The 21,463-nt window shown below is 66.0% G+C and carries 21 protein-coding genes; 18 read left to right on the forward strand and 3 right to left on the reverse strand.

What is annotated here, in order from left to right; genetic code table 11:
- Positions 1–12 precede the first annotated feature (12 nt).
- Positions 13–924, reverse strand: a complete 912-nt coding sequence (locus ACUCV3_RS00175; RefSeq protein ID WP_048938628.1) for a LysR family transcriptional regulator — start codon at positions 922–924, stop codon at positions 13–15.
- 163 nt (positions 925–1,087) lie between these two features.
- Here ACUCV3_RS00175 and ACUCV3_RS00180 point away from each other — a divergent pair, with 163 nt between their 5' ends.
- The 17 genes from ACUCV3_RS00180 (at position 1,088) to ACUCV3_RS00260 (ending at position 18,506) form a co-directional block, all read left to right on the forward strand.
- Positions 1,088–3,391: a TonB-dependent receptor gene (locus ACUCV3_RS00180; RefSeq protein ID WP_017502799.1), complete on the forward strand. Its 2,304-nt coding sequence runs from the start codon at positions 1,088–1,090 to the stop codon at positions 3,389–3,391.
- On the forward strand, positions 3,381–4,775 hold the full coding sequence (locus ACUCV3_RS00185; protein ID WP_107917611.1) for a nucleobase:cation symporter-2 family protein: 1,395 nt from the start codon (positions 3,381–3,383) through the stop codon (positions 4,773–4,775). The genes ACUCV3_RS00180 and ACUCV3_RS00185 overlap by 11 nt, the downstream gene beginning before the upstream one ends.
- Before the next feature lies 1 nt (position 4,776).
- Positions 4,777–5,805: an isopenicillin N synthase family dioxygenase gene (locus tag ACUCV3_RS00190; RefSeq protein WP_026109529.1), complete on the forward strand. Its 1,029-nt coding sequence runs from the start codon at positions 4,777–4,779 to the stop codon at positions 5,803–5,805.
- A 1-nt stretch (position 5,806) separates the two neighbouring features.
- On the forward strand, positions 5,807–6,790 hold the full coding sequence (locus tag ACUCV3_RS00195) for an isopenicillin N synthase family dioxygenase (protein ID WP_017502796.1): 984 nt from the start codon (positions 5,807–5,809) through the stop codon (positions 6,788–6,790).
- 11 nt (positions 6,791–6,801) lie between these two features.
- Positions 6,802–7,194: a VOC family protein gene (locus ACUCV3_RS00200; protein WP_017502795.1), complete on the forward strand. Its 393-nt coding sequence runs from the start codon at positions 6,802–6,804 to the stop codon at positions 7,192–7,194.
- Positions 7,191–8,270, forward strand: a complete 1,080-nt coding sequence (locus ACUCV3_RS00205; protein WP_017502794.1) for a Rieske 2Fe-2S domain-containing protein — start codon at positions 7,191–7,193, stop codon at positions 8,268–8,270. Before ACUCV3_RS00200 ends, ACUCV3_RS00205 begins: the two co-directional genes overlap by 4 nt.
- Before the next feature lie 197 nt (positions 8,271–8,467).
- Positions 8,468–10,048, forward strand: a complete 1,581-nt coding sequence (locus tag ACUCV3_RS00210) for a gamma-glutamyltransferase family protein (RefSeq protein ID WP_017502793.1) — start codon at positions 8,468–8,470, stop codon at positions 10,046–10,048.
- Complete coding sequence (locus tag ACUCV3_RS00215) at positions 10,042–11,298, forward strand: allantoate amidohydrolase (protein ID WP_017502792.1); 1,257 nt, start codon at positions 10,042–10,044, stop codon at positions 11,296–11,298. The genes ACUCV3_RS00210 and ACUCV3_RS00215 overlap by 7 nt, the downstream gene beginning before the upstream one ends.
- Before the next feature lie 37 nt (positions 11,299–11,335).
- The gene (locus tag ACUCV3_RS00220) at positions 11,336–12,532 is read left to right on the forward strand and encodes a pyridoxal-phosphate-dependent aminotransferase family protein (RefSeq protein ID WP_080993657.1); all 1,197 of its coding nucleotides are present in this window, start codon (positions 11,336–11,338) and stop codon (positions 12,530–12,532) included.
- On the forward strand, positions 12,529–13,416 hold the full coding sequence (gene puuE, locus ACUCV3_RS00225; RefSeq protein WP_038293028.1) for an allantoinase PuuE: 888 nt from the start codon (positions 12,529–12,531) through the stop codon (positions 13,414–13,416). Before ACUCV3_RS00220 ends, puuE begins: the two co-directional genes overlap by 4 nt.
- Positions 13,409–13,882, forward strand: coding sequence for a 2-oxo-4-hydroxy-4-carboxy-5-ureidoimidazoline decarboxylase (gene uraD / locus ACUCV3_RS00230; RefSeq protein WP_017502789.1), 474 nt, complete (start codon positions 13,409–13,411; stop codon positions 13,880–13,882). Before puuE ends, uraD begins: the two co-directional genes overlap by 8 nt.
- Positions 13,879–15,300 (forward strand): NAD(P)-binding domain-containing protein, encoded by a 1,422-nt coding sequence (locus tag ACUCV3_RS00235; protein WP_017502788.1) that lies wholly within the window; start codon positions 13,879–13,881, stop codon positions 15,298–15,300. Before uraD ends, ACUCV3_RS00235 begins: the two co-directional genes overlap by 4 nt.
- Complete coding sequence (gene uraH / locus ACUCV3_RS00240) at positions 15,297–15,626, forward strand: hydroxyisourate hydrolase (protein WP_017502787.1); 330 nt, start codon at positions 15,297–15,299, stop codon at positions 15,624–15,626. Before ACUCV3_RS00235 ends, uraH begins: the two co-directional genes overlap by 4 nt.
- Before the next feature lie 6 nt (positions 15,627–15,632).
- Complete coding sequence (locus ACUCV3_RS00245) at positions 15,633–15,812, forward strand: DUF4089 domain-containing protein (RefSeq protein WP_017502786.1); 180 nt, start codon at positions 15,633–15,635, stop codon at positions 15,810–15,812.
- A complete protein-coding gene (locus ACUCV3_RS00250) occupies positions 15,809–17,146 on the forward strand; it encodes an AtzE family amidohydrolase (protein ID WP_017502785.1) in 1,338 nt (445 codons plus the stop codon). Before ACUCV3_RS00245 ends, ACUCV3_RS00250 begins: the two co-directional genes overlap by 4 nt.
- Positions 17,143–17,523, forward strand: a complete 381-nt coding sequence (hpxZ, locus tag ACUCV3_RS00255; RefSeq protein ID WP_048938630.1) for an oxalurate catabolism protein HpxZ — start codon at positions 17,143–17,145, stop codon at positions 17,521–17,523. The genes ACUCV3_RS00250 and hpxZ overlap by 4 nt, the downstream gene beginning before the upstream one ends.
- The gene (locus tag ACUCV3_RS00260) at positions 17,520–18,506 is read left to right on the forward strand and encodes a bile acid:sodium symporter family protein (protein WP_017502977.1); all 987 of its coding nucleotides are present in this window, start codon (positions 17,520–17,522) and stop codon (positions 18,504–18,506) included. The genes hpxZ and ACUCV3_RS00260 overlap by 4 nt, the downstream gene beginning before the upstream one ends.
- 24 nt (positions 18,507–18,530) lie before the next feature.
- Here ACUCV3_RS00260 and ACUCV3_RS00265 read toward each other — a convergent pair whose 3' ends face one another.
- Positions 18,531–19,064: a phosphoribosyltransferase gene (locus ACUCV3_RS00265; protein ID WP_017502978.1), complete on the reverse strand. Its 534-nt coding sequence runs from the start codon at positions 19,062–19,064 to the stop codon at positions 18,531–18,533.
- Positions 19,065–19,073: 9 nt separating this feature from the next.
- Entirely contained in the window at positions 19,074–20,027 is a 954-nt protein-coding gene (locus tag ACUCV3_RS00270) for a LysR family transcriptional regulator (protein WP_017502979.1), read from the reverse strand.
- A 136-nt stretch (positions 20,028–20,163) separates the two neighbouring features.
- Between ACUCV3_RS00270 and ACUCV3_RS00275 the strand changes: the two genes are divergently transcribed.
- The gene (locus ACUCV3_RS00275) at positions 20,164–21,162 is read left to right on the forward strand and encodes an isopenicillin N synthase family dioxygenase (RefSeq protein WP_048938654.1); all 999 of its coding nucleotides are present in this window, start codon (positions 20,164–20,166) and stop codon (positions 21,160–21,162) included.
- Positions 21,163–21,463 lie beyond the last annotated feature (301 nt).

Consider the following 21,463-nt stretch of genomic DNA (forward strand, 5'->3'; position numbering starts at 1 on the left):
GCCAAAGTAGTGCTAGATTACAGGGACACCTTGCTGGTCCATTATCTGTGCCAGATGCTGAATCAGCAGGGAAGCAGGAACTGATAGCGTCCGTCCCGACGCGCTGACGATAGAAAGCGTGGACAGGTCGATCCGTTCGTCGGACAACGGGACGAAGATCAGGCTGCCCGCCTGAATCTCGCTGATCGCGTCGAAGGCGGTCAGCAACCCCACCCCCGCGCCGCGGATTGCCAGCGACTTGATCAGCCCGATGCTGCTGACTTCCGCCACGGCGCGGGGCGGGCCGCCGACATGGCGCCCCCAGGCGATGTCGAACACGCGGCGCAGCGACAATGTCTCGCTGGGCACGATCAGCGGATGGCTGGCGCATTCGGCCAGCGATATTTCCTTGCGCCCGGCCAGCGGATGGTCGGGATGCACCACCAGCCCCAGTCGATAGATCATCGTCCGGTCAAGCCGGATCACCGGATTATTGGGCGGGTTGAAGGTCACGCCGACATCGATGTCGCCTGCCATCACCTGATCGATCACCCCCTGCGCGCCAAACACCTCCATGCGGAACTGGATGGCGGGATAGCGTTGCTGGAAGGACGCGACCGCCCCGGCGATGAATTCCGTCGCGCCCTCGACCAGCCCGATGACGACGCTGCCCCTGCGCAGCCCGACCAGATTGTCGATTTCCGACCGGATGCGTTGCAGATCGCGGCGCCAGCGGCGCACCCCGTCGATCAGCAATTCCCCCGCCGCCGTCATGCGCATGCCGGTGGGGGTGCGTTCGAACAGCTGGGTGCCCATTTCCTCCTCCAACTGGATGATCTGGCGGTCGACCGCCGACGGGGCGATGTGCAGCACGTCGGCCGCGCGGCGCAGCCCGCCCCGCCGGGCGACTTCGTCGAAATACAGGGCGGCCCGGCTGAGAAGCATGAGGAAGTCTCCGTCTGAACTGTTCTCATTATGCGAACAGTGCTTGCGATATTCTGCGATGGATCAGCACAGGTTTCAATGGCAGATTTTGTGCAACAGCAAAATCGAGAGGGCGAATCAAAGAGCGATCAGCCGGTCGTCCTGTCGAAAAGGGGGTATGTGAATGTTGAATCTGCGGTCGAAATCGACGTTTCTGGCCAGCACCATGATATCCGCCCTGTTGGGCGCAGGGGTCTCCGCCCATGCAGCAGAGGCACCCGCCGCCGGGGGCGCGGCCGAGGATAGCGCCTATGCCGAGGGTGAGATCATCGTCACCGGCGAAAAGCAGCAGACCACGCTTCAGCGCGCGCCGCTGGCGATCACGGCGATTTCGGCCGATACGCTGGCCCAGTCCAACATCACCCAGTTGATCGACATGAACGGCTTTGTGCCGGGACTGACCATCGCCAACAGCGGCAGCTTCGTGCGGGTCGTGTCGATCCGTGGCGTGGGCTATGAAGCGTCCGACAATCTGAGCGCGCAGCCCGGCACCTCCTTCCACATCGATGGCGTCTATGTCGTCAGCCCCTATGCGCTGCAACAGGATTTCCTGGACCTTCAGCGGGTAGAGGTGTTGCGCGGCCCGCAGGGCACCGTCTTCGGCCAGAGCGCGACCGGCGGCATCATCAACGCCATCACCGCCAGGCCGGACACCCAGGCGCTCAGCGGATCGACCCAGCTGGAACTGGGCAATTACGATCTGGTGCGCGGCACCGCGACGCTGAACGTCCCGATCAGCGACACGCTGGCCGTGCGCGGCACCGTGCAGCGCTATTATCACAAGGGCTTCGCGCGCCAGACCGGGCTCAGCCCGGCCTATGGCCGCTACGGGCTGGACGATGCCGACCGTATTTCCGCCAAGATATCGCTGCTGTGGACGCCGACCGACACATTTTCCGCCCAGTTGACGGCGCAATATTTCAATGCCGACGAACATGGCGCCGCGCAGAAGAATGTCGACGATATCGACACCGATCCGCGCCGCATTTCCCAGGATTATGCGAACAAATACAAGCTCGACTTCTTCCTGACCTATGCCGACCTGCAATATGACATGGGCTTTGCGACGCTCAAGTCGCTCAGTTCCTACCAGACGACGCGCAACCACAACCAGATCGACGTCGACCGGTCCACCTATGCCCAGACCGGCACCTATGACGCCCAGCCCTATTGGAACAACAGCGTCGACGCCTTCAGCCAGGAATTCAACCTGACCTCGAACGGGGAAGGGCCGCTCAGCTACATTGTCGGCGCCTATTTCCTCTATCAGAAACTGGGCCAGGACATATTGGAATATCGCGGCACGGACGCGAACCCGGTCTATGATCTGACCCTGCCGCTGACCTTCGCCAACTATCCCTATAATCTCGATTATGCGCTCAACAGCCGGCAGAAACGTTATAGCTATGCCGGTTTCGCCCAGGCCAAGTACAAGCTGGCCGACACGGTCAGCGCGACGCTGGGCCTGCGCTACGCCCATGACGATTTCAACAGCAGCAACAGCACGCTGTTCGATATTTTCGCGCCGACCGTGCATGCGAAAACCAGTGAAAATGCGCTGACCGGCAAGGGCGAGGTCGATTTCGAACTGACTCCGCGCAACATGGTCTATGCCAGCATTTCGCGCGGGTATAAGCCCGGCGGCGTCAGCAACAACAGCACGCCGTTGCTGGTGCCGCTGACCTATCAGCCGGAATATGTCTGGTCCTATGAGATCGGCGCGAAGAACCGCTTTGCCGACGGCCGGGTGACGCTGAACACCGCAGCCTTCTTCTATGACTATAAAAATCTGCAATATCAGATGGAGGATCCGATCCCCTATCAGGGCGGCGTGTCGAACGTGCCCAAGACGCGGATCTGGGGTGCAGAGGCGGAGGCCACGGTCGAACTGACCGGGAAGCTCAAGCTGGACGGCAATGTCACCTATCTCGATGGCGAACTGGTGGGCGATTATATCACGCTGGACCCGTCCCGCGCCCATGCCGCCACGCTGGCCGCCGCCGCGCTGGGTTATGGCCCCTTCGATGCCTATACCATCGCGCTGCGGGCCCAGCAGACCCGCAACACCAACGGCAATGTGCCGCCCAAACTGCCCAAATGGCAGGGCGCGGTCGGCGCGACCCACACGCTGGACATCGGTTCGCTGGGCACGCTCAAATCGCATGCGGAACTCATCTATCGCGGCAAGTTCCAGTATCGCATCTTCAATGACGGCGCCCGCGACGTGGTGCCCGGCTATACGCAGGTGAACGCCAATTTCGCCTTCACCCCGCAGGACAGCGGCTGGACGCTGGGCGTCACCGTGTCGAACATCTTCGACAAGAACGGGATCGCCTCGCGCTATTCCAACCCCTTTGGCAGCTTCACGACCAGCGACATGTACATCCCGCCGCGTCAGGTCATCGCATCGGTGAAATATGACTTCTGATCGCGTCATGCCCCATCCGGTGGACCATGTCCCGCCGGCGGGGGCGCTGGGGGCCCTGGCCTTCCAGCATGTGCTGACCATGTATGCAGGGGCGATCACCGTGCCCCTGCTGGTCGCTTCCGCGCTGCACCTGTCGGCGCAGGACACCGCCTATCTGGTCAGCGCCGACCTGTTCGCCTGCGGGCTGGTCACGCTGCTGCAATGTCTTGGACTGGGCCGGGGCGGCGTGGGCATTCGCCTGCCCATCATCATGGGCGTGACCTTTGTCGGCGTGATGCCCGCCATCGCCATTGCCAGCCAGCCGGGACTGGGCCTGCCGGGCGTCTATGGCGCGGCCATCGCCGCCGGGCTGATCGTCCTGCCGCTGGTGCCGCTGGTCGGACGGCTGCGGCGGGTGCTGACCCCCACCGTCACCGGCACCGCCATGCTGCTGATCGGCCTGTCGCTGATGGGCGTGGCGGTGGACTGGGCCGCCGGCGGACAGGGCGCCGCCGACTATGGCGCGCCTGTCCATCTGCTGCTGGCGGGCGGCACCATTGCGGTGATCCTGCTGGTGACGCGGCTGGGCACCGGCTTTCTGGCCAATTGCGCGATCCTGATGGGCATGGCGGCGGGCTATGCCGTCGCGGCAGCCATGGGGCTGGTGGATTTTTCCGGCGCCGTCGCCGCACCCCCGCTGCAACTGGTCACGCCCTTCCATTTCGGCCTGCCCCTGTTCGACCCGGCGGCCATCGCATCGATGGTGGTGGTGCTGCTGATCACGCTGGTGGAATCCAGCGGCATGCTGACGATGATGGGCGACATGGTCGACCGTCCGGTGACGACGCGCGACCTGTCGCGCGGGCTGCGCGCCGATTGCCTGGGCGCGGTCATCGGCGGCGTTTTCAACAGCTTTCCCTATACATCCTATGCCCAGAATATCGCGCTGGTGAACATGACAGGGGTGCGCAGCCGCTTCGTCTGCATCGGCGCGGGCGCGATGATGCTGGTGCTGGCGCTGTTCCCCCGGCTGTCCGCGCTGGTCGCCGCCGTGCCGCCCAGCGTGCTGGGCGGGGCCGCGCTGGTGCTGTTCGGCATGGTCGCGGCGTCGGGCATCCGTTCGCTCGCGGCGGCGGGGCTGGACCGATCGCGGGAGGATCTGCTGGTCGTCGCGATCAGCCTGGGCATGGGCCTGATCCCCACTTTTTCCGACCGTTTCTTTGCCGCGGCCCCGGCTGCGCTGGCGCCCTTCACCCATAGCGGCGTGCTGCTGGGCATTGTCACGGCGATCCTGCTCAACATCTTCCTTGGCACCGGGCGCGCAACGAACAGCGCCATCGCCGGGGAATCCGACATCCACAACAATCGCATGCCGGCGCCCCATGCCGGCCACGCAGGAGGCTGAAATGAAGTTTGACGGTAGCGTGGTTCCCATCATCGACCTGACCCCCGCGCGCACGGGCAGCGAAGCGGACCGACAGGCCGTGGCCGAACAGGTTGGCGCCGCTGCGCGCAGCATCGGTTTTCTGGTGGTGTCGGGCCATGGTGTCCCGGCCGAAGCGATCGAGGCCGCCGCCACCGCCAGCCGGGCGCTGTTCGACCTGTCGGGCCCGGAAAAGGGCAAATATCGCTCGCCCGACCCGGCCGTCTATCGCGGCTATTTCGGGATAGAGACCGGCAACCTTGCCAGCACCATCGGCGAGGAAGATGCCAAGCCCGACCATCGCGAATATTATAATATCGGCCGTTTCGACCTGGACGAAAGCGACCCCTATTTCACCACGCCGACCGCGCGCCGGATCTTCCATCCCAATATCTGGCCCGATGCCGACGTGCCCGCCTTCCAGCCTGCCATCGTCACTTATTATCATGAGATGGAAAAGCTGGCCGCGCTGCTGATGGAACTGTGCGCCCGCGCGCTGAACCTGTCGCCCGACTGGTTCGCGGACAAGATCGACCGGCACATCACCAACATGGTCATCAGCAACTATCCCGACCAGCCCGAAGCGCTGGAGGATGGCCAGCTGCGCGCCGGTGCGCACACCGATTATGGCGGCCTGACCATCCTGAAGACGGAGGACAAGCCCGGCGGACTGGAAGTGCTGACCGCCGACGGCCGCTGGGAAGCGGTGCCCATCGTGCCGGGCGCGTTCATCATCAACCTGGGCGACCTGATGGCGCAATGGACCAATGACGAATGGGTGTCGACCATGCACCGCGTCGTCAATCCGCCGCGCGACAAGGGGGTGGGCAGCCGCCGCCAGTCGCTCGTCTTCTTCCACCAGCCCAATTACGACGCGGTCATCGAATGCATCCCGACCTGCGCCATCGACAAGGCGCCGAAATATGCGCGCACCACGTCGCTGGAGCATCTGGAAATGAAGATGGACCAGATGAACAACACGCCCAAGTTCAAGGAAGCGGAGGCCGCCTGACATGATCGTCTACACGCCCCCCAAGCCTGCAGAGGCGATCCCCCTGATCGACCTGGGGCCCAGCCTGTCCGGCGACCTGGAGGCCAAGAAGGCGGTTGCGTGGGAAATCCACAAGACCGCGCGGGACACCGGCTTCTTCTACATCGCCAACCATGGCGTGCCGCAGGCGATGATGGACGGCCAGCTCGACCTGGCGCGCCGCTTCTTTGCCCTGCCGCTGGAGGAAAAGGCAAAGGTCGACACCAGATATTCGACCTGCACCCGCGGTTACGAGGCGCCGGGCCTTCAGACGCTGGACGACGGATCACCGCCGGACCTCAAGGAAGGCTTTCTGATCGGCGTCGATCTGGACGACGACCATCCCTATGTGCGTGATGGCGTGCCCAATTGCGGCGCCAATCTGTGGCCGGAAAAGCCCGATGGCTTTCGCGCCCGCTATGAAGCCTATGTGGCAGAGATGTTCCGCGTCGGCCGCCATCTGATGAGCCTGATCGCCCTGTCCATCGACCTGCCGGAGGATTATTTCGTCGACGGGCTGCAGGAGCCGCTGTTCAACAGCCGGCTGCTGAAATACGGCCCGCAGCCGACCGACGCCGCCTATAACCAGATCGGCGCGGGCGCGCATATCGACTGGGGCATGATTACCATTTTGCTGCAGGACGATGTCGGCGGGCTGGAGGTGGAAAATGCGGCGGGCGAATGGATCGCTGCGCCGCCGATCCCGGGCACCTTCGTCATCAACCTGGGCGAAATGGTCCGCGTGCTGACCAACGGCCTGTACCATGCCAACATGCACCGGGTGCTCAACAACCATAGCGGCCGGGATCGCTTTTCGGTGCCGACCTTTTTCGACCCCAATTATTTCTACAAGGTCAGCTGCGCGCCGACCTGCCTGCCCGAAGACGGGCCGCCCACCTATCCCGACACCACGGTGGGGGATCATATCGCCGAAATGTACCGCAAGACCTATGGCCTCGCGGCGTGAAGGATCGAACAATGGCTGTTCTTGCTTATACCAACATCTTCACCGCCGACATCGACCGGCTGGCCGATTTCTACAGCAGCCTGTTCGGGTTGGAGGAATATCGCGAAAGCCGCTCGCCGATCTTCCGGGGCTTTGCCGCCGGCGGCACGTCGCTGGGCTTCAGCGGCACGGGCGCTTATGAACTGCTGGGCATGGCGCCCCAGACGGAACCGGGCGACCGCGTGTTCCAGACCTTCAACGTGGATTCGCCCGAAGAGGTGCAGCGGCTGACCCGGCAGGCCGCCGTGCTGGGCGCACAGGTGGTGAAGGAACCGTTCGAAACCTATTATGGCTGGTATCAGTCGGTGCTGCGCGATCCTGACGGGAATGCCTTCCGCATCAACTATCTGGGAGTTCCCGCATGACGCAGGCGCCATCGCTGCTGCAGGAACGGGACGATGTGCCGCCGCCGGCCGCGACCCGGCCCCCCCGCGTCACCCGGCCGCGCAACTGCACCTATGCCGACGGGGACTGGGAAATATTGTCCCGCTACTGGTTTCCCGTCGCCCGCGTCGACGATGTCGGCACCGCGCCGGTCCAGTCAAAGCTGCTGGACGTGAAGCTGGTCGTCTATCGCACCACGTCGGGCATCAGCGTCGCGCGCGACCTGTGCCCCCATCGCGGCGTGCCGCTCAGCATGGGCTGGGTGGAGGACGACAATCTGGTCTGCCCATATCACGGCCTGCGCTTTGCTGCGGACGGGCGCTGCGTCAAGATCCCGGCCCAGCCCAATGTCGTGCCGTCGGACCGGTTCCGCGCCACCACCTTGCCCATGGTCGAACGCTATGGGCTGGTGTGGACCTGTCTGGATCCGGACAATGCGCTGGCCGACATTCCCGACTTCCCCGAATTCGGCGCGTCCGATTTTCAGGCCATCGTCTGCCCGCCAGTGTCGATACAGGCCGCCCCCGGACGGCAGGTGGAAGGGTTTATCGACGTCGCCCATTTCGCCTGGATCCATCATGAGGCCTTTGCCGACCGCGAGAACAGCGTGGTGCCGCTCTACCAGACCCGGCAGACCGACTATGGGTTCCGCAGCATCTATATCAGCGATGTCAGCAACTTCCCCAAACCGTTGCAGCATCTGGAACCCGAAGGCTTCATCTGGCGCCGGACCTTCGACGTCTATCCGCCCTATATCGCCTTCCTGACGGTCGATTTCCCCCATGACGGCGTGCTGCGCATCATGAACATCGCCACCCCGGTGTCAGCGCGGGAAACCACGCTTTATGTGCCGCTGGTCCGCAATTTCGACCGCACCGGATCGGTCGAGGATGTCTACGCCTTCAACGCGCAGATCTTTGCGGAGGATCAGGCCATTGTGGAGGCGCAATGCCCGGAGGACCTGCCGCTGGAACTGGAGGAGGAAGCCCATTTCGCGGCCGACCGATCTTCCGTTTCCTATCGCAAGGCGTTGCGGGCGCTGGGCCTGACCTGCTGAAACAGACGTTCCATGGCACCTGCGGGGGCGGACGGCGAGGCATCGCCGCCCGCCCTTTTTTTGCGCCCTCTTTCCCTGTGGGGCCGGATTATCTGCTGTCCCCATTTTGGCATCGCCATGACCTAAAATAAGTTCTTTTTTAGATCGGCCGCCGCCGTCACACTTTTTCCCATCAGCCTGACAGGGACGCCCATGACATGATGCACGCACCATCCAGCTATAATGGCCTTGCCACTGCGCCGCATCATCTGGCGAGTCAGGCGGGCCTGAGCGTGCTCAAGGATGGCGGCACCGCGGTCGAGGCATGCGTGGCGATGGCCGCGACGCTGGCGGTGGTCTATCCCCATATGACCGGTATCGGCGGCGACGGTTTCTGGCTGATCCACGATCCCGACGGCCATGTCCATGCCATCGACGCCTGCGGCGCCGCCGCCGCGCGCGCCGACCTGTCGCTCTATGCCGGGCTGAAGGACATTCCGTGGCGCGGCCCGCTGGCGGCGAACACAGTTGCGGGCACGGTGTCGGGCTGGAAACAGGCGCTGGCGGGCGATGCCGGCACGCTCAGTCTGGACCGGCTGCTGCGCGACGCCATCGATCTGGCGCGGCAGGGCGTCGCCGTGACAGAGGGCGGGGCGCAGATCGCGGCCGCCAAACATGCCGAACTGATTGCGCAGCGCGGCGCCTATGGCGATATTTTCGCGCCGGGCGGCCGCCCGCTGAAGCAGGGCGAACGGCTGTGCCAGCCCGCGCTGGCCGCCACGCTGCAGATGCTGGCCGACAATGGCCTGCAGGATTTCTATACCGGCAAGCTGGCCCGGTCGATCGCGGCGGATCTGGTCGCGCTGGGCAGCCCGGTCACGGCTGCCGATCTGGAGGCGCACCGCGCCATCGAACCCCGGCCGCTGACCCTGACGGTCAAGGGCGCGCACCTGTACAACACGGCGCCGCCGACGCAGGGGCTGGCGTCGCTGCTGATTCTGGCCCTGTTCGACCGGCTGGGCGTGACGGAGGGGGAGGGGTTCGCCCATCTCCACGGCCTGATAGAGGCGACGAAACAGGCCTTTCTGGTGCGCGACAGCCATGTCGGCGACCCGGCCCATATGCCCGTTCCCGCCCAGTCGATCCTGGACGACCGGGATGCGCTGGCGGCGATGGCCGGGCGCATCGACCCGGCGCGCGCGCTACCCTGGCCGCAGGACAGCGCGCTGGGCGACACCTGCTGGTTCGGCGCGGCCGATGCGCGTGGGCAGGTGGTCAGCTGCATCCAGTCCACCTATTTCGAATTCGGGTCCGGGCTGGTCCTGCCGCAGACCGGCATCACCTGGCAGAACCGGGGCGCCAGTTTCCGTCTGGCGCAGCAAGGCTGGAACGCGCTGGCGCCGGGACGCAAGCCCTTCCATACGCTGAACCCGGCGCTGGCGCGTTTCCATGACGGGCGGGTCATGGCCTATGGCACCATGGGCGGGGAGGGGCAGCCGCAGACGCAGGCCGCGATCTTCAGCCGCTATGCCTGGTTCGACGTGCCCTTGCAGCAGGCGGTGACGATGCCGCGCTGGCTGCTGGGCCGGACCTGGGGCGAAAGCAGCACCACGCTGAAGCTGGAAAGCCGCTTCGACCCTGCCACCGTCGCAGCGCTGGCGGCGGCGGGCCATGATGTGGAGATGCTGGCCCCCTTTACCGCCACCATGGGCCATGCCGGCGCGGTCGTGCGCCATGCCGACGGCCTGATCGAGGGCGCGACCGACCCCCGGTCCGACGGCGCGGTGGCGACATGGTAAGCGGCGCGCGCGCGGTCGAACGGTGCGACCGGCTGGGCCTGCCGCCCTATAGCGACAGCGCTGACGGGCTGTATCGCGCCTATCTGACGCCCGCCTATGCCGCGTCGCAGCAACTGGTCGCGCGCTGGATGGCGCAGGCAGGCATGGCGGTGCGGATCGACGCGGCGGGCAATCTGATCGGCCGCTATGAGGGGACAGGCGACGGCCCGCCGCTGATCGTGGGCAGCCATCTGGACAGCGTGCGCGACGCGGGCCGCTATGACGGGCCGCTGGGCATCATGCTGGGCATCGAATGCGTGGCGGCGCTGCACGATGCGGGCGAAAGGCTGCGCTTCCCCATCGAGATCTACGCCTTCGGGGATGAGGAAGGGTCGCGCTTTCCGCTGGCGATGCTGACCAGCCGGGCGGTGGCGGGCACGCTGGACGCGCAGCTGACCGAACCTGCAGATGCCGATGGCGTCACCCTGTTTCAGGCGATGGCCGCCTATGGCGAGGCAGTGGGCGCCGCGGTGCCCCGCGATTTCGACGCCTATCGGCAGGCGCGCCACCCCGGCGCCTTCGCCTATCTGGAGGCGCATATCGAACAGGGCCCGGTGCTGGAGGCCGACGGGCTGGCGCTGGGCACCGTCACCGGCATCGCCGCGCAACGGCGCTTTGGCATAAAGGTCGGCGGCCGGGCGGGCCATGCCGGGACCACCGCCATGACGCTGCGCCGCGACGCGCTGGCGGCGGCGGCGGCGATGATCCTGACGGCGGAGCAGGAGGCGCTGGCCGCCGGGGGCGACCGGGTGGCGACGGTGGGCACCGTCACCGCCGGGCCGGGCGCGGCCAATGTGGTGCCGGGCAGTGCCATGTTCACGCTGGACGTGCGCGCCGCGCGGGATGCCGATTGCGCCGCGCTGGCCGATGTCATTGTCGCGCGTTTCGGGCACATCGCGGCGGTGCGCGGCGTCACCCTGTCGGTCGACGCGCTGCACAGCCTGCCCGCCAGCCCCTGCGACCCGCAACTGATGACGCTGATGGACGGCGCGCTGGCGGCGGAGGGGCTGCCGGTGCGACGGCTGGTGTCGGGGGCGGGGCATGACGCGATGATCCTGTCCGCGCTTTGCCCCACGGCGATGCTGTTCATCCGCTGCCGCGAGGGGATCAGCCACAATCCGGCCGAAAGCGTCCTGCCCGAAGACGCCGATCTGGCCGCCCGCACGATGCTGCGCTTCATCAAATCCCTGGAGGATATCCACCGTGCCTAATGTCTTTGCAGAGATCGACCCGCCCCAGCGCCTGCTGATGGGCCCCGGCCCGATCAACGCCCATCCCCGCGTGCTGCGCGCCATGTCGGCCGACCTGCTGGGCCAGTTCGACCCGGAAATGACCGCCTATATGAATGAGGTGATGGCGCTGTACCGCCCGATCTTCGGCACGCAGAACCGCCAGACCTTTCTGGTCAACGGCACGGCTCGCGCGGGCATAGAGGCGGCGCTGGTCAGCATGGTCAGCCCCGGCGACACGGTGCTGGTGGTCAACTTCGGCCGTTTCGGCCTGCTGCTGACGGAGATATTGAAGCGGGTCGGCGCCCGGGTGGAGCGGGTGGACGCGCCCTGGGGCGAAGTCGTGCCGCTGGACGCGATCGGCGACGCCATCGCCCGGACCGGGCCCAAAGTCGTCGCGACCATCCATGGCGACACATCCACCACCATGGCGCAGCCGCTGGACGGGCTGGGCGCGCTGTGCCGCGATGCGGGCGCGCTGCTCTATGTTGACGCCACCGCGACCATCGGCGGCATGGAACTGGCGGCGGACCGCTGGGGCGCGGATATCGTCACCGGCGGGTTGCAGAAATGCCTGGGCGGATCGTCCGGTTCGGCCCCCATCACCATTTCCGATCGCGCGGCGACGCATATTTACGGCCGCCGCCGCGTCGAACTGGGCCTGCGCAGCGGGGACATGGAAGAGGGCGAGGATGAGGGCGGGGGCATCGTCATCGGGTCCAACTATTTCGATCTGGGCATGGTGATGGACTATTGGTCCGAAAAGCGCCTGAACCACCATACAGAGGCGACCACCATGCTTTATGGCGCGCGCGAATGCGCCCGTATCATGCTGGAAGAGGGGCTGGAGCAGCGCTATGCCCGCCATGCGGCGGCAGGCCGCGCCATGGCGACCGGGCTGCGCGCGCTGGGGCTGACGCTGTTCGGCGACGACCGCTATCGCATGACCAATGTGACCGCGGCCTATATTCCCGAAGGCGTGGATGGAGAGCGGGTGCGCCGCCGCATGCGCGAGGATTTCGAAATAGAGATCGGCACCGCCTTCGGCCCGCTGGCGGGCAAGGTGTGGCGGTTCGGCGCGATGGGATATAATGCGCGCAAGCACAAGATACTGATAACATTGGGCGCGCTGGAGGCGGTGCTGCGGGCGGAGGGGCATGGCTGTCCCCCGGGCGAGGCGGTCGACGCCGCGCTCAGCGCATGGAACGCACGATGAGCGCGCGCGACCTGATCGGCTATGGCCAGACCCCGCCCGCCGCGCACTGGCCCGGCGGCGCGCGGATCGCGGTGCAGTTCGTCATCAATTATGAGGAAGGCGCGGAAAACAGCGTCCTGAACGGCGACCGGGGATCCGAAGCCTTTCTGTCCGACATGGTCGGCGCGGTCAGCCATGCCGACCGGGCGATGGCGATGGAAAGCCTGTATGAATATGGCAGCCGCGCCGGTTTCTGGCGCCTGCACCGGCTGTTCACGGATCGCGGCCTGCCCGTCACCGTTTTTGGCGTGGCCGCCGCGATGGCCGCCAACCCCGCCGCCGTCGACGCGATGCTGAAGGCGGACTGGGAAGTGGCCAGCCACGGCTATCGCTGGATCGATTATCAGCATATGCTGGCGGATCGGGAGGCGGAACATATCGCCCGCGCCATAGAGGTCCACACCCGCCTGACCGGGCAAAGGCCGCTCGGCTGGTATCAGGGCCGCACCTCGCCCAACACCGCCCGGCTGGTCGCGCAGGAGGGAGGGTTTCTTTACGACGCGGATTCCTACGCCGACGACCTGCCCTATTATGACCGGCGTTTCGGCCGGGCGCAGCTGATCGTGCCCTATGCGCTGGACGCCAACGATATGAAGATGGTGGCGCTGAACGGCTTTACGGAGGGGGACCAGTTCTTCCGCTATCTGCGCGACACGTTCGACCAGCTGCGGGCGGAAGGCGGGCGGATGATGTCGGTTGGTCTGCATGGCCGCATCGCCGGACGGCCCGCCCGCGCCCATGCGCTTGCCCGTTTCCTGGATCATGTCCTGGCCCATGACGATGCCTGGGTCGCCCGCCGCATCGACATTGCCCGCCACTGGCTGGAGCTGCACCCCCATGACTGAAGAAAAAGCCGATTTCATCGCCCGCTATGGCGCATTGTTCGAACATTCCCCTTGGGTGGTGGAGCGCGCCGCCGAACGCCTGCCCTTCGACGATCTGCATGCCGGGCTGATGCAGACGGTGCACGACGCCACCCGGGACGAACAACTGGCGCTGATTCGCGCCCATCCCGAACTGGCGGGGAAGGCCGCCATCGACGGGTCGCTGACCGATGCATCTGCCGCCGAACAGGCATCGGCCGGGCTGGACCGGCTGTCGCCCGAGGAATATCGCGCCTTTCACGACCTGAACGCCCGCTATGGCGCGCGTTTCGGTTTTCCCTTCATCATCTGCGTCCGGCTGACGAACAAGGCGGGCATATTGGCGGCCATGGGACAGCGGCTGGCCCATGACGAACAAAGCGAAATCGCCACCGCCCTTGCCGAAATCGGCAGGATCGTGGCCCTGCGTCTGGAGGATCTGGCATGACATTGGCACAGCATGAGGCCCGGCTGGCGCATGATCTGGACTGTCTCGGCTTTGGCGGGGCGGACTGGACCCGCACCGATGCGCCAGATGACCAGCACATCCACGACGTGGTGATCGTCGGCGGCGGGCAGAGCGGGCTGGGCGCGGCCTTCGGCCTGCTGCGCGAACGGATTTCCAACATCCTTGTGCTCGACGAAAATCCGGCGGGGCAGGAAGGGCCGTGGGACAGCTATGCGCGGATGATGACGCTGCGCACGCCCAAGCATCTGACCGCCATCGACTATGGCATCCCCGCGCTCACCTTCCGCGCTTATTGGGAGGCGATGCACGGGCCGCAGGGCTGGGCCGCCATTGACAAGATCCCCCGGCGCGACTGGATGGACTATCTGCGCTGGTATCGCCGCGTGCTGCGCCTGCCGGTGCGCAACGACAGCCGGGTCACGCTGGTGGAACCGGTGCGGCGCGGCCTGTTCCGCCTGTCGCTGGCCGATGGCGAAACGCTGCTGGCGCGCAAGGTCGTCATGGCCACCGGCATACAGGGCGGCGGCCAGTGGCAGATGCCCGCCATGGTGACGAAGCTGCCCGGCCATCTTTATGCCCACACCTCTCAGGCCATCGATTTCGATGCGCTGGCGGGCAGGCGGATCGCGATATTGGGCGGCGGCGCGTCGGCCTTCGACAATGCGCAACATGCGCTGTCGCTGGGCGCGGGGGAGGTGCATGTCTTTGTCCGCCGCCAGCAATTGCCCACCGTTAACCCGATCCGTTTTCTGGAGGCGAACGGCGTCATCCCGCGCTTCCCCGCTTTGGCGGATGAGGCCAAATATCGGATGATGAAGAATTTTTTCGAACGCAACCAGCCGCCCACCAACGACACATTCGCGCGTGCGGCCAGCCATCCGGGCTTCCATCTGCATCTGGGATCGCCCTGGCTGGATGTGGCGGAAGCAGGCGACGGGGTGGATGTCATCACGCCGCAGGGGCGGCAGCGCTTCGATTTCCTGATCCTGTCCACCGGCCTTGCCACCGATCCCGCGCTGCGCCCCGAACTGCGCCCGGTCGCGGCGGGCATCGCCCGCTGGTCGGACCGCTTCGCACCGCAGGATCGCGACGCGGTGCTGGATGCGCACCCCTATCTGGGCACGGGGTTCCAGCTGCTGCCGCGCACGCCGCAGGATGAAGACGCGCTGCACGGGCTGTTCGCCTTCAACTATTCGGGCCTCATCAATTTCGGTCTGTCGGCATCGGCGATTTCGGGACTGAAACATGCGCTGCCCCGGCTGGTGCAGGGGGTCGCGGACCAGCTGTTTCTGGACGATCAGGGGGCGATACTGGCCGATTATTTCGCCTATGCCGAACCTGAATTTTCCGCGCAGCTGCCCACGCCCCGCGCCACGCCGACGGAGGCCGCGGCATGAGCCTGTCCACCCATGTCCTCGACACCATGCACGGCCGCCCCGCCGCTGGCATGGCGATCCGCCTGCTGTCGGGCGACCGGCTGCTGTTCGCAGGGCTGACCGATGCGGACGGCCGCTGCCCGGCGCTGCGCGATCTGGAACTGGCGGCCGGAAACTACCGGCTGACCTTTGCGGTGGCGGATTATTTCCGCTGGCTGGGCGTCGACCTGCCGCAGCCGCCCTTCCTTGACATCGTGCCCATCGATTTCGGCATGGGCGAAGGGGGCCATTATCATGTCCCGCTGCTCGCCTCGCCCTTTTCCTATTCCACCTATCGCGGAAGCTGAAGGCCCATGGAAGCTGACACCCCCCTCTTCGTCCCCCTCTTCACGCAAACGGCCGACGCGGATCTGGCCGCCGAAATCGCAGCGCGGATCGGCATGGACCTGCCTGATGCCTGCGTGGCGGGCGTGGCGGCCAATGCCCGCCTGTTGCAACGCCATGCCGACCTGCTGCGCGGGGGACAGGCATGACCGACCTGTCGACATGGGGCGTCGTCGCTTGCGCCGATGCGGTCCGGTCCGGGCGGCTGTCGGCGGTGGCGCTGGCGACGGCGGCGCTGGACCGCATCGCCGCCCGCAACCCGGCGATCGTCGCGGTGACGCGCACCCTGCGCGACCGGGCGCTGGCGCAGGCGGCAGCGGTCGATGCGCAACTGGCCGCCGGGCAGGATCCCGGCCCGCTCGCCGGCGTGCCCTATGGCGTCAAGGACCTGTTCGACGTCGCCGGCCTGCCGACCACGGCGGGCGCCGCACGGCTGAAGGATGCGCCGCCCGCGACCGCCGACGCCGAAGCGATCGCGCGACTGCGCGCGGCGGGCGCGGTGCTGGTGGCGACGCTCAACATGGACGAGTTCGCCTATGGCTTCGTCACCGACAATGCGCATTGGGGCATCACCCGCAACCCGCACGATCCGGCGCGGTTCGCGGGTGGATCGTCGGGAGGGTCGGCGGCGGCGGTGGCGGCGGGCATGCTGCCCTTTGCCCTTGGGTCCGACACCAATGGATCGATCCGCATTCCGGCCAGCCTTTGCGGCATTTACGGGACGAAGCCGACCCATGGCTCGCTGCCGCTGGCGGGGACCTATCCCTTTGTCCACACGCTGGACGATATCGGCGCCTTCACGCGCAGCGCCGGCGATCTGGCGCTGGTCGACGCGGTGCTGCGCGGCGGCGCGGGCGAAGCCGCGCCGCTCGGCCGGCCCGCTTTGCTGGGCGGCTGGTTCGCGGCCAATCTGGCGCCGGACATGGCGGCGGCGCTGGACCGCCTTTCCGCCGGGCTGGGCGGGCTGCCGGTGGTCGACCTGCCCGATGTGGCGAGGGCGCGATCGGCCGCCTTTCTGCTCACCGCCTATGAGGGCGGGCGGCTGCATCGCGACGCGCTGGCGGCCGATCCGCTGTCCTACGATCCGGCGACCCGCGACCGGCTGATCGCGGGAGCGGCGCTGCCGGATGCCATATATGCGCAGGCCATGGCCTTTCGCAGCGTCTTTGCCGCCCATGTGGAGCGCGCGCTGGCCGACCATGACGTGCTGATCGCGCCGGCCACCTTCGGCCCGGCGCCGCGCATCGACGATCCCACCATCCCCATCGATGGCGCGCCGCAACCGGCCCGCGCCAATCTGGGCCTCTACACCCAGCCGATCAGCTTTCTGGGCCTGCCCGTGGTGGCCGCACCCCTGCCGGTGGCGGGGCTGCCCATGGGGGTGCAGCTGATCGCGGCGAAGGGTCGCGACAGCGCCCTGATCGATTATGCGACCATGCTGGAGGGCAGGGGCCTGATAGCGGCAAAAGGGGAAGGACGATGACCGTGAACGATGCAGGGGTTGTGGCCGAAGTGACGGCGCAGCTGGAACGCTATGAACGCGCGCTGATGGCGGACGATCTGGCAGAGATGGACGCGCTGTTCCACGACGCGCCGACCACCGTGCGCTATGGCGTGGGCGAGGTGCTGTACGGCATGGAAGAAATTCGCGACTTTCGCAAAGGGCGCGGCGGTTCCCCCCAGCGCCGCGTCGGCCGGATCGCGGTCGCTGCCTTCGGCCCCGACGCCGCCACCGCCAATATCGAATTTTTCCGCGAAGGGTCCGACCGGCGCGGCCGCCAGAGCCAGACCTGGATCCGCTTCCCCGACGGGTGGAAGATCGTGTCCGCCCATGTCTCCATCGAAGGCAGCGCCTCGTGAAGGCGCTGCTGGCACGGCTGAACATCGACAGCTATATCCTGCTGCTGGTCGGCATGGTGCTGCTGGCGTCCTTCCTGCCGGTGCGCGGGATGGCGGCGACGGTCGCGGGGGGCTGCGCCGACATCGGCATCGTCATCCTCTTCTTCATGCATGGCGCGCGCCTGTCGCGGCAGGCGGTGATCGACGGCGCGCGCCACTGGCGGCTGCACCTGACGGTGGCGCTGATGACCTTTGCGGTGTTCCCGCTGCTGGGCCTGGCCGTCCGGGCGATCCCCGGCATCGATCCCGCGCTGGGCACGGGTATGCTGTTCCTCACCCTGCTGCCCTCCACCGTGCAATCGTCCATCGCCTTCACCGCCATGGCACGGGGCAATGTCGCGGCGGCGGTGTGCAGCGCCTCCTTTTCCAACCTGGCGGGCATTTTCATCACCCCGCTGCTGGTCGCCTTCCTCATCACCGGGCGGCAGGGCGGCTTTTCCGGCGACGCGGTCGTGACCATCGCGGTCCAGTTGCTGCTGCCCTTTCTGGCGGGCCATTTCCTGCGGCCGTGGATCGGCGCCTGGATCGCCCGGCAAAAGAAGCTGCTGACCATGGTGGATCGCGGATCGATCCTGCTGGTGGTCTATACCGCCTTCAGCGCGGCGGTGGTGGAGGGGCTGTGGAACCGCGTCACGCCGGACGATCTTGCCCGGATTGCGGGGCTTTCCGTGCTGTTGCTGTCGGTCGTGCTGCTGCTCAGCCATGCGCTGGGCAAATGGCTGGGCTTCAATCGGGAAGACAGTATCGTGCTGCAGTTTTGCGGCTCGAAAAAGAGCCTGGCGTCGGGCGTGCCGATGGCTGGCGTGCTGTTTTCCGCGTCGCAGGTGGGCGCGATCATCCTGCCGCTGATGTTCTTCCACCAGATCCAGCTGATGGTCTGCGCCGTGCTGGCCCGCCGCTATGCCGCATCCGACACCGCGCAGGGGACACTGGCCGGCGCATAGCCGCCCAATCGCGCACGGCCCGCCCTACAGGCTCAGCCGCTCTGGATCCTCGCGCGCATCCTGTTCCTGCATGGCGCGGGTCGCCACCGACCCCCAGGGGAAGATGAACCATCGCTTGTCGACCTGCCGGTCGATATTGCGCGACGCATGGTCCACCGTCTCGCGCGAACTGACATTGTTGATCAGCACGGCAAAACGCACATTGGCGGCCAACCCGCCATTGTCGATCAGCAGCGACCGGAATCTGGCAATGGTCTTGCCGCTGTCGTTGATATCGTCGACGAACAGATATTTTTCGCCCAGCTGGGTGCAGGCGGCCAGATGCACCAGCAGCGAATCCGAAAAGGCATGCACCTTCGAACTATGGTCGATGGACAGCATGGCAATGCCCATGCGGTGCGACAGGAATGTCGCGGGGACCAGCCCGCCCCGGCCGATGCCGACGATATAGTCGGGCACCCACGGATCCTGTTCGACCGCGCTGGCGATGGTTTCGACATCGGCCAGAAACTGGTCATAGGACATTTCGGAAAACTGGATATCTTGCGTCTGCGTCATGATGGGCCTTCAGGTGGATGATGGGGGTGCGGCCGGTTCGGCCTCGCTCGCGGCGTTCGCGCAACGGGCGAGCGCTGCGTTCAGCAACTCTACCAGCGCATGGACCGCAATGGCGGGATTGCGCGCGGACCGGACATAGATGCCCAGGTCGGCCTGAAGATAGGTGGGCCCGGCGATGGGAATATGGACCAGTTCGCCCCGCTCGATCTCATCCTCTATGCCGATCCGCGTCTGAAAGGAAATGCCCAGCCCGCGCATCGTCAGCTGCTTGGCCAGTTCGACCGAGCTGGTCTCTACCGCGCCCTGGGGCAGCTTGCCAAGCGCGCGCTGCAATTGCTGGCGGATGGACAGATCCGCCTTGGGCAGGATCAGCGAATGGGACAGGCAGGTCGCCAGCGTCAGGCTGCTGCTGCGCGCCAGCGGATGGTCGGGCCGCATCGTCGCGCCCAGCGGATGGCGGCTGTGGGACAGCTGGCGCAGGTCGGACGTCCGCTCGACACCGAAGGCGATGCCCATGTCCGCGTCGCCGCCGATGACCGCGGCGGAAATGGCGGCCGATCCCAGCACGCTGACGCCCACGGTGATGCGGGGGTGGCGTTCGCGCAGTTGCGCCAGCACATCGGGCAGCAGGCCCGACGTCAGCGCCTCCACCGCCGCGATCTCGACATGGCCCGACCGCAGGCCCTGCATCGCCTCCAGCTCCGACCGCACCCGTTCGGCGTCCTGCAACACCTCTATCGCATGGCGGGCGAATGTCGCCCCGGCATGGGTCAGCTTCAGCCCGCCGGGCAACCGGTCGAACAGCGGCGTGCCCAGTTCCTCCTCCAGCTTCAGCAATTGCCGGTTCACGGCGGAGGATGCGACGTTCAGCCGCCGTGCCGCCTCCCGCACCGAACCCGCCCGGCGGATGGCGTCGAAATAGACGATCATGGGGGCATGGAAACGGTGGGCGCGGTTGGACATAGCCGCTCCTGGGCCATAATCCCGATTCGGTCAACGTCCTCTTTTCGGCATCGGGGTGGGCTATAATCGATGCTTTTTTTCGAGCGGGCAGACAGGAAGAATGGGCGCCGATATAGAGGCCGAGCGAGGATATGAAATGACGCTGACAGCAACAGGGGATACGATTGAACGGGGCGATGCGCTGACCCTGCCGACGGTCGATATTTCCAGCCTGCCCGGTTCGGACGAAGGCGCCCGCGCCGCCGTGGTACAGGCGATCCGCACCGCCTGTTTGGACAAGGGCTTCTTCTATTGCGTCGGCCATGGCATCGACCCGGCGCTGCTGGCGCGGGTCTTCGCGCAGAGCGCGGCCTTCTTTGCCCAGCCGATGGACCGCAAGATGGAACGGGCGATGGCGCTTTCGAAGGCCAATCGCGGCTATGAGCCGCTGCGCGGCCAGACGCTGGAACCGGATTCGCCGCCCGACCTCAAGGAAGGCTATTATATCGGCGCGGAAGTGGCGGCGGACGATGAACGGGCGCAGAAATTCTTCAACACCGGCCCCAATGTCTGGCCCGAAGACCTGCCCGACTTCCGCGCCACGATGGAGGAATATTATGCGGCGATGCGCAGCCTGATAGCGGTGCTGCTGGAAGGGCTGGCGCTGTCGCTGGGGCTGGATGCGGACTATTTCGCGGATTTCCAGACCTCACCCATCGCGACGCTGCGGCTGCTCCATTATCCCGCGCAGGAAGCCAATCCGCATCCCGATGAAAAGGGCTGCGGCGCGCATACCGATTTCGGCGCCATCACGGTGCTGATGCAGGACGGGGTCGGCGGGCTGGAAGTGTGGGACCATGACGGCGCGCGCTGGCTGGCGGCCCGGCCGCTGGACGGATCCTTCATCATCAACCTGGGCGACATGATGGCGCGCTGGACCAACGGCCGCTATCGCTCCACCATCCACCGCGTCATCAACCGGTCCGGCCGGGAACGCTATTCGGTGCCCTTCTTCTTTTCCGGCAACCCCGAACATCGGATCGCGTGCATCCCATCCTGCCTGCCCGCCGGCGGAGCGCCCCAATATGCCCCGATCACGGTGGAAGGGCATATGCGCGAACGCTATTCGGCGACCTACAAGAAGGATTTCGGATAGTTTAGTAGGTCTTGGTTAATTTGACCCTGCCGTCGAACGTTGAACTGTTGTGGTAGATGCCTCACTTCGCTTGGCATTTAATGATGCGGAGTGGCACCACCGTGGTGCGCGAAGGAGGAGCATATGGCGAATGCGCGCATGCTGTCGATCAACTTGATAAAGTGATGTTTCTAAGTTTGGGGGAGTGATTGAGCAGGCGGGAGCGTCGATGCCTTTCGGGTGGCGAGGTGATACTTTGACTTTCCTCTGTGCCTTGACGTCGAAGCTGCCTCCCCCCTGTCGGAAGGCAGTGCAACGATTG

The sequence above is a fragment of the Sphingobium sp. VMM genome, assembly GCF_056790315.1.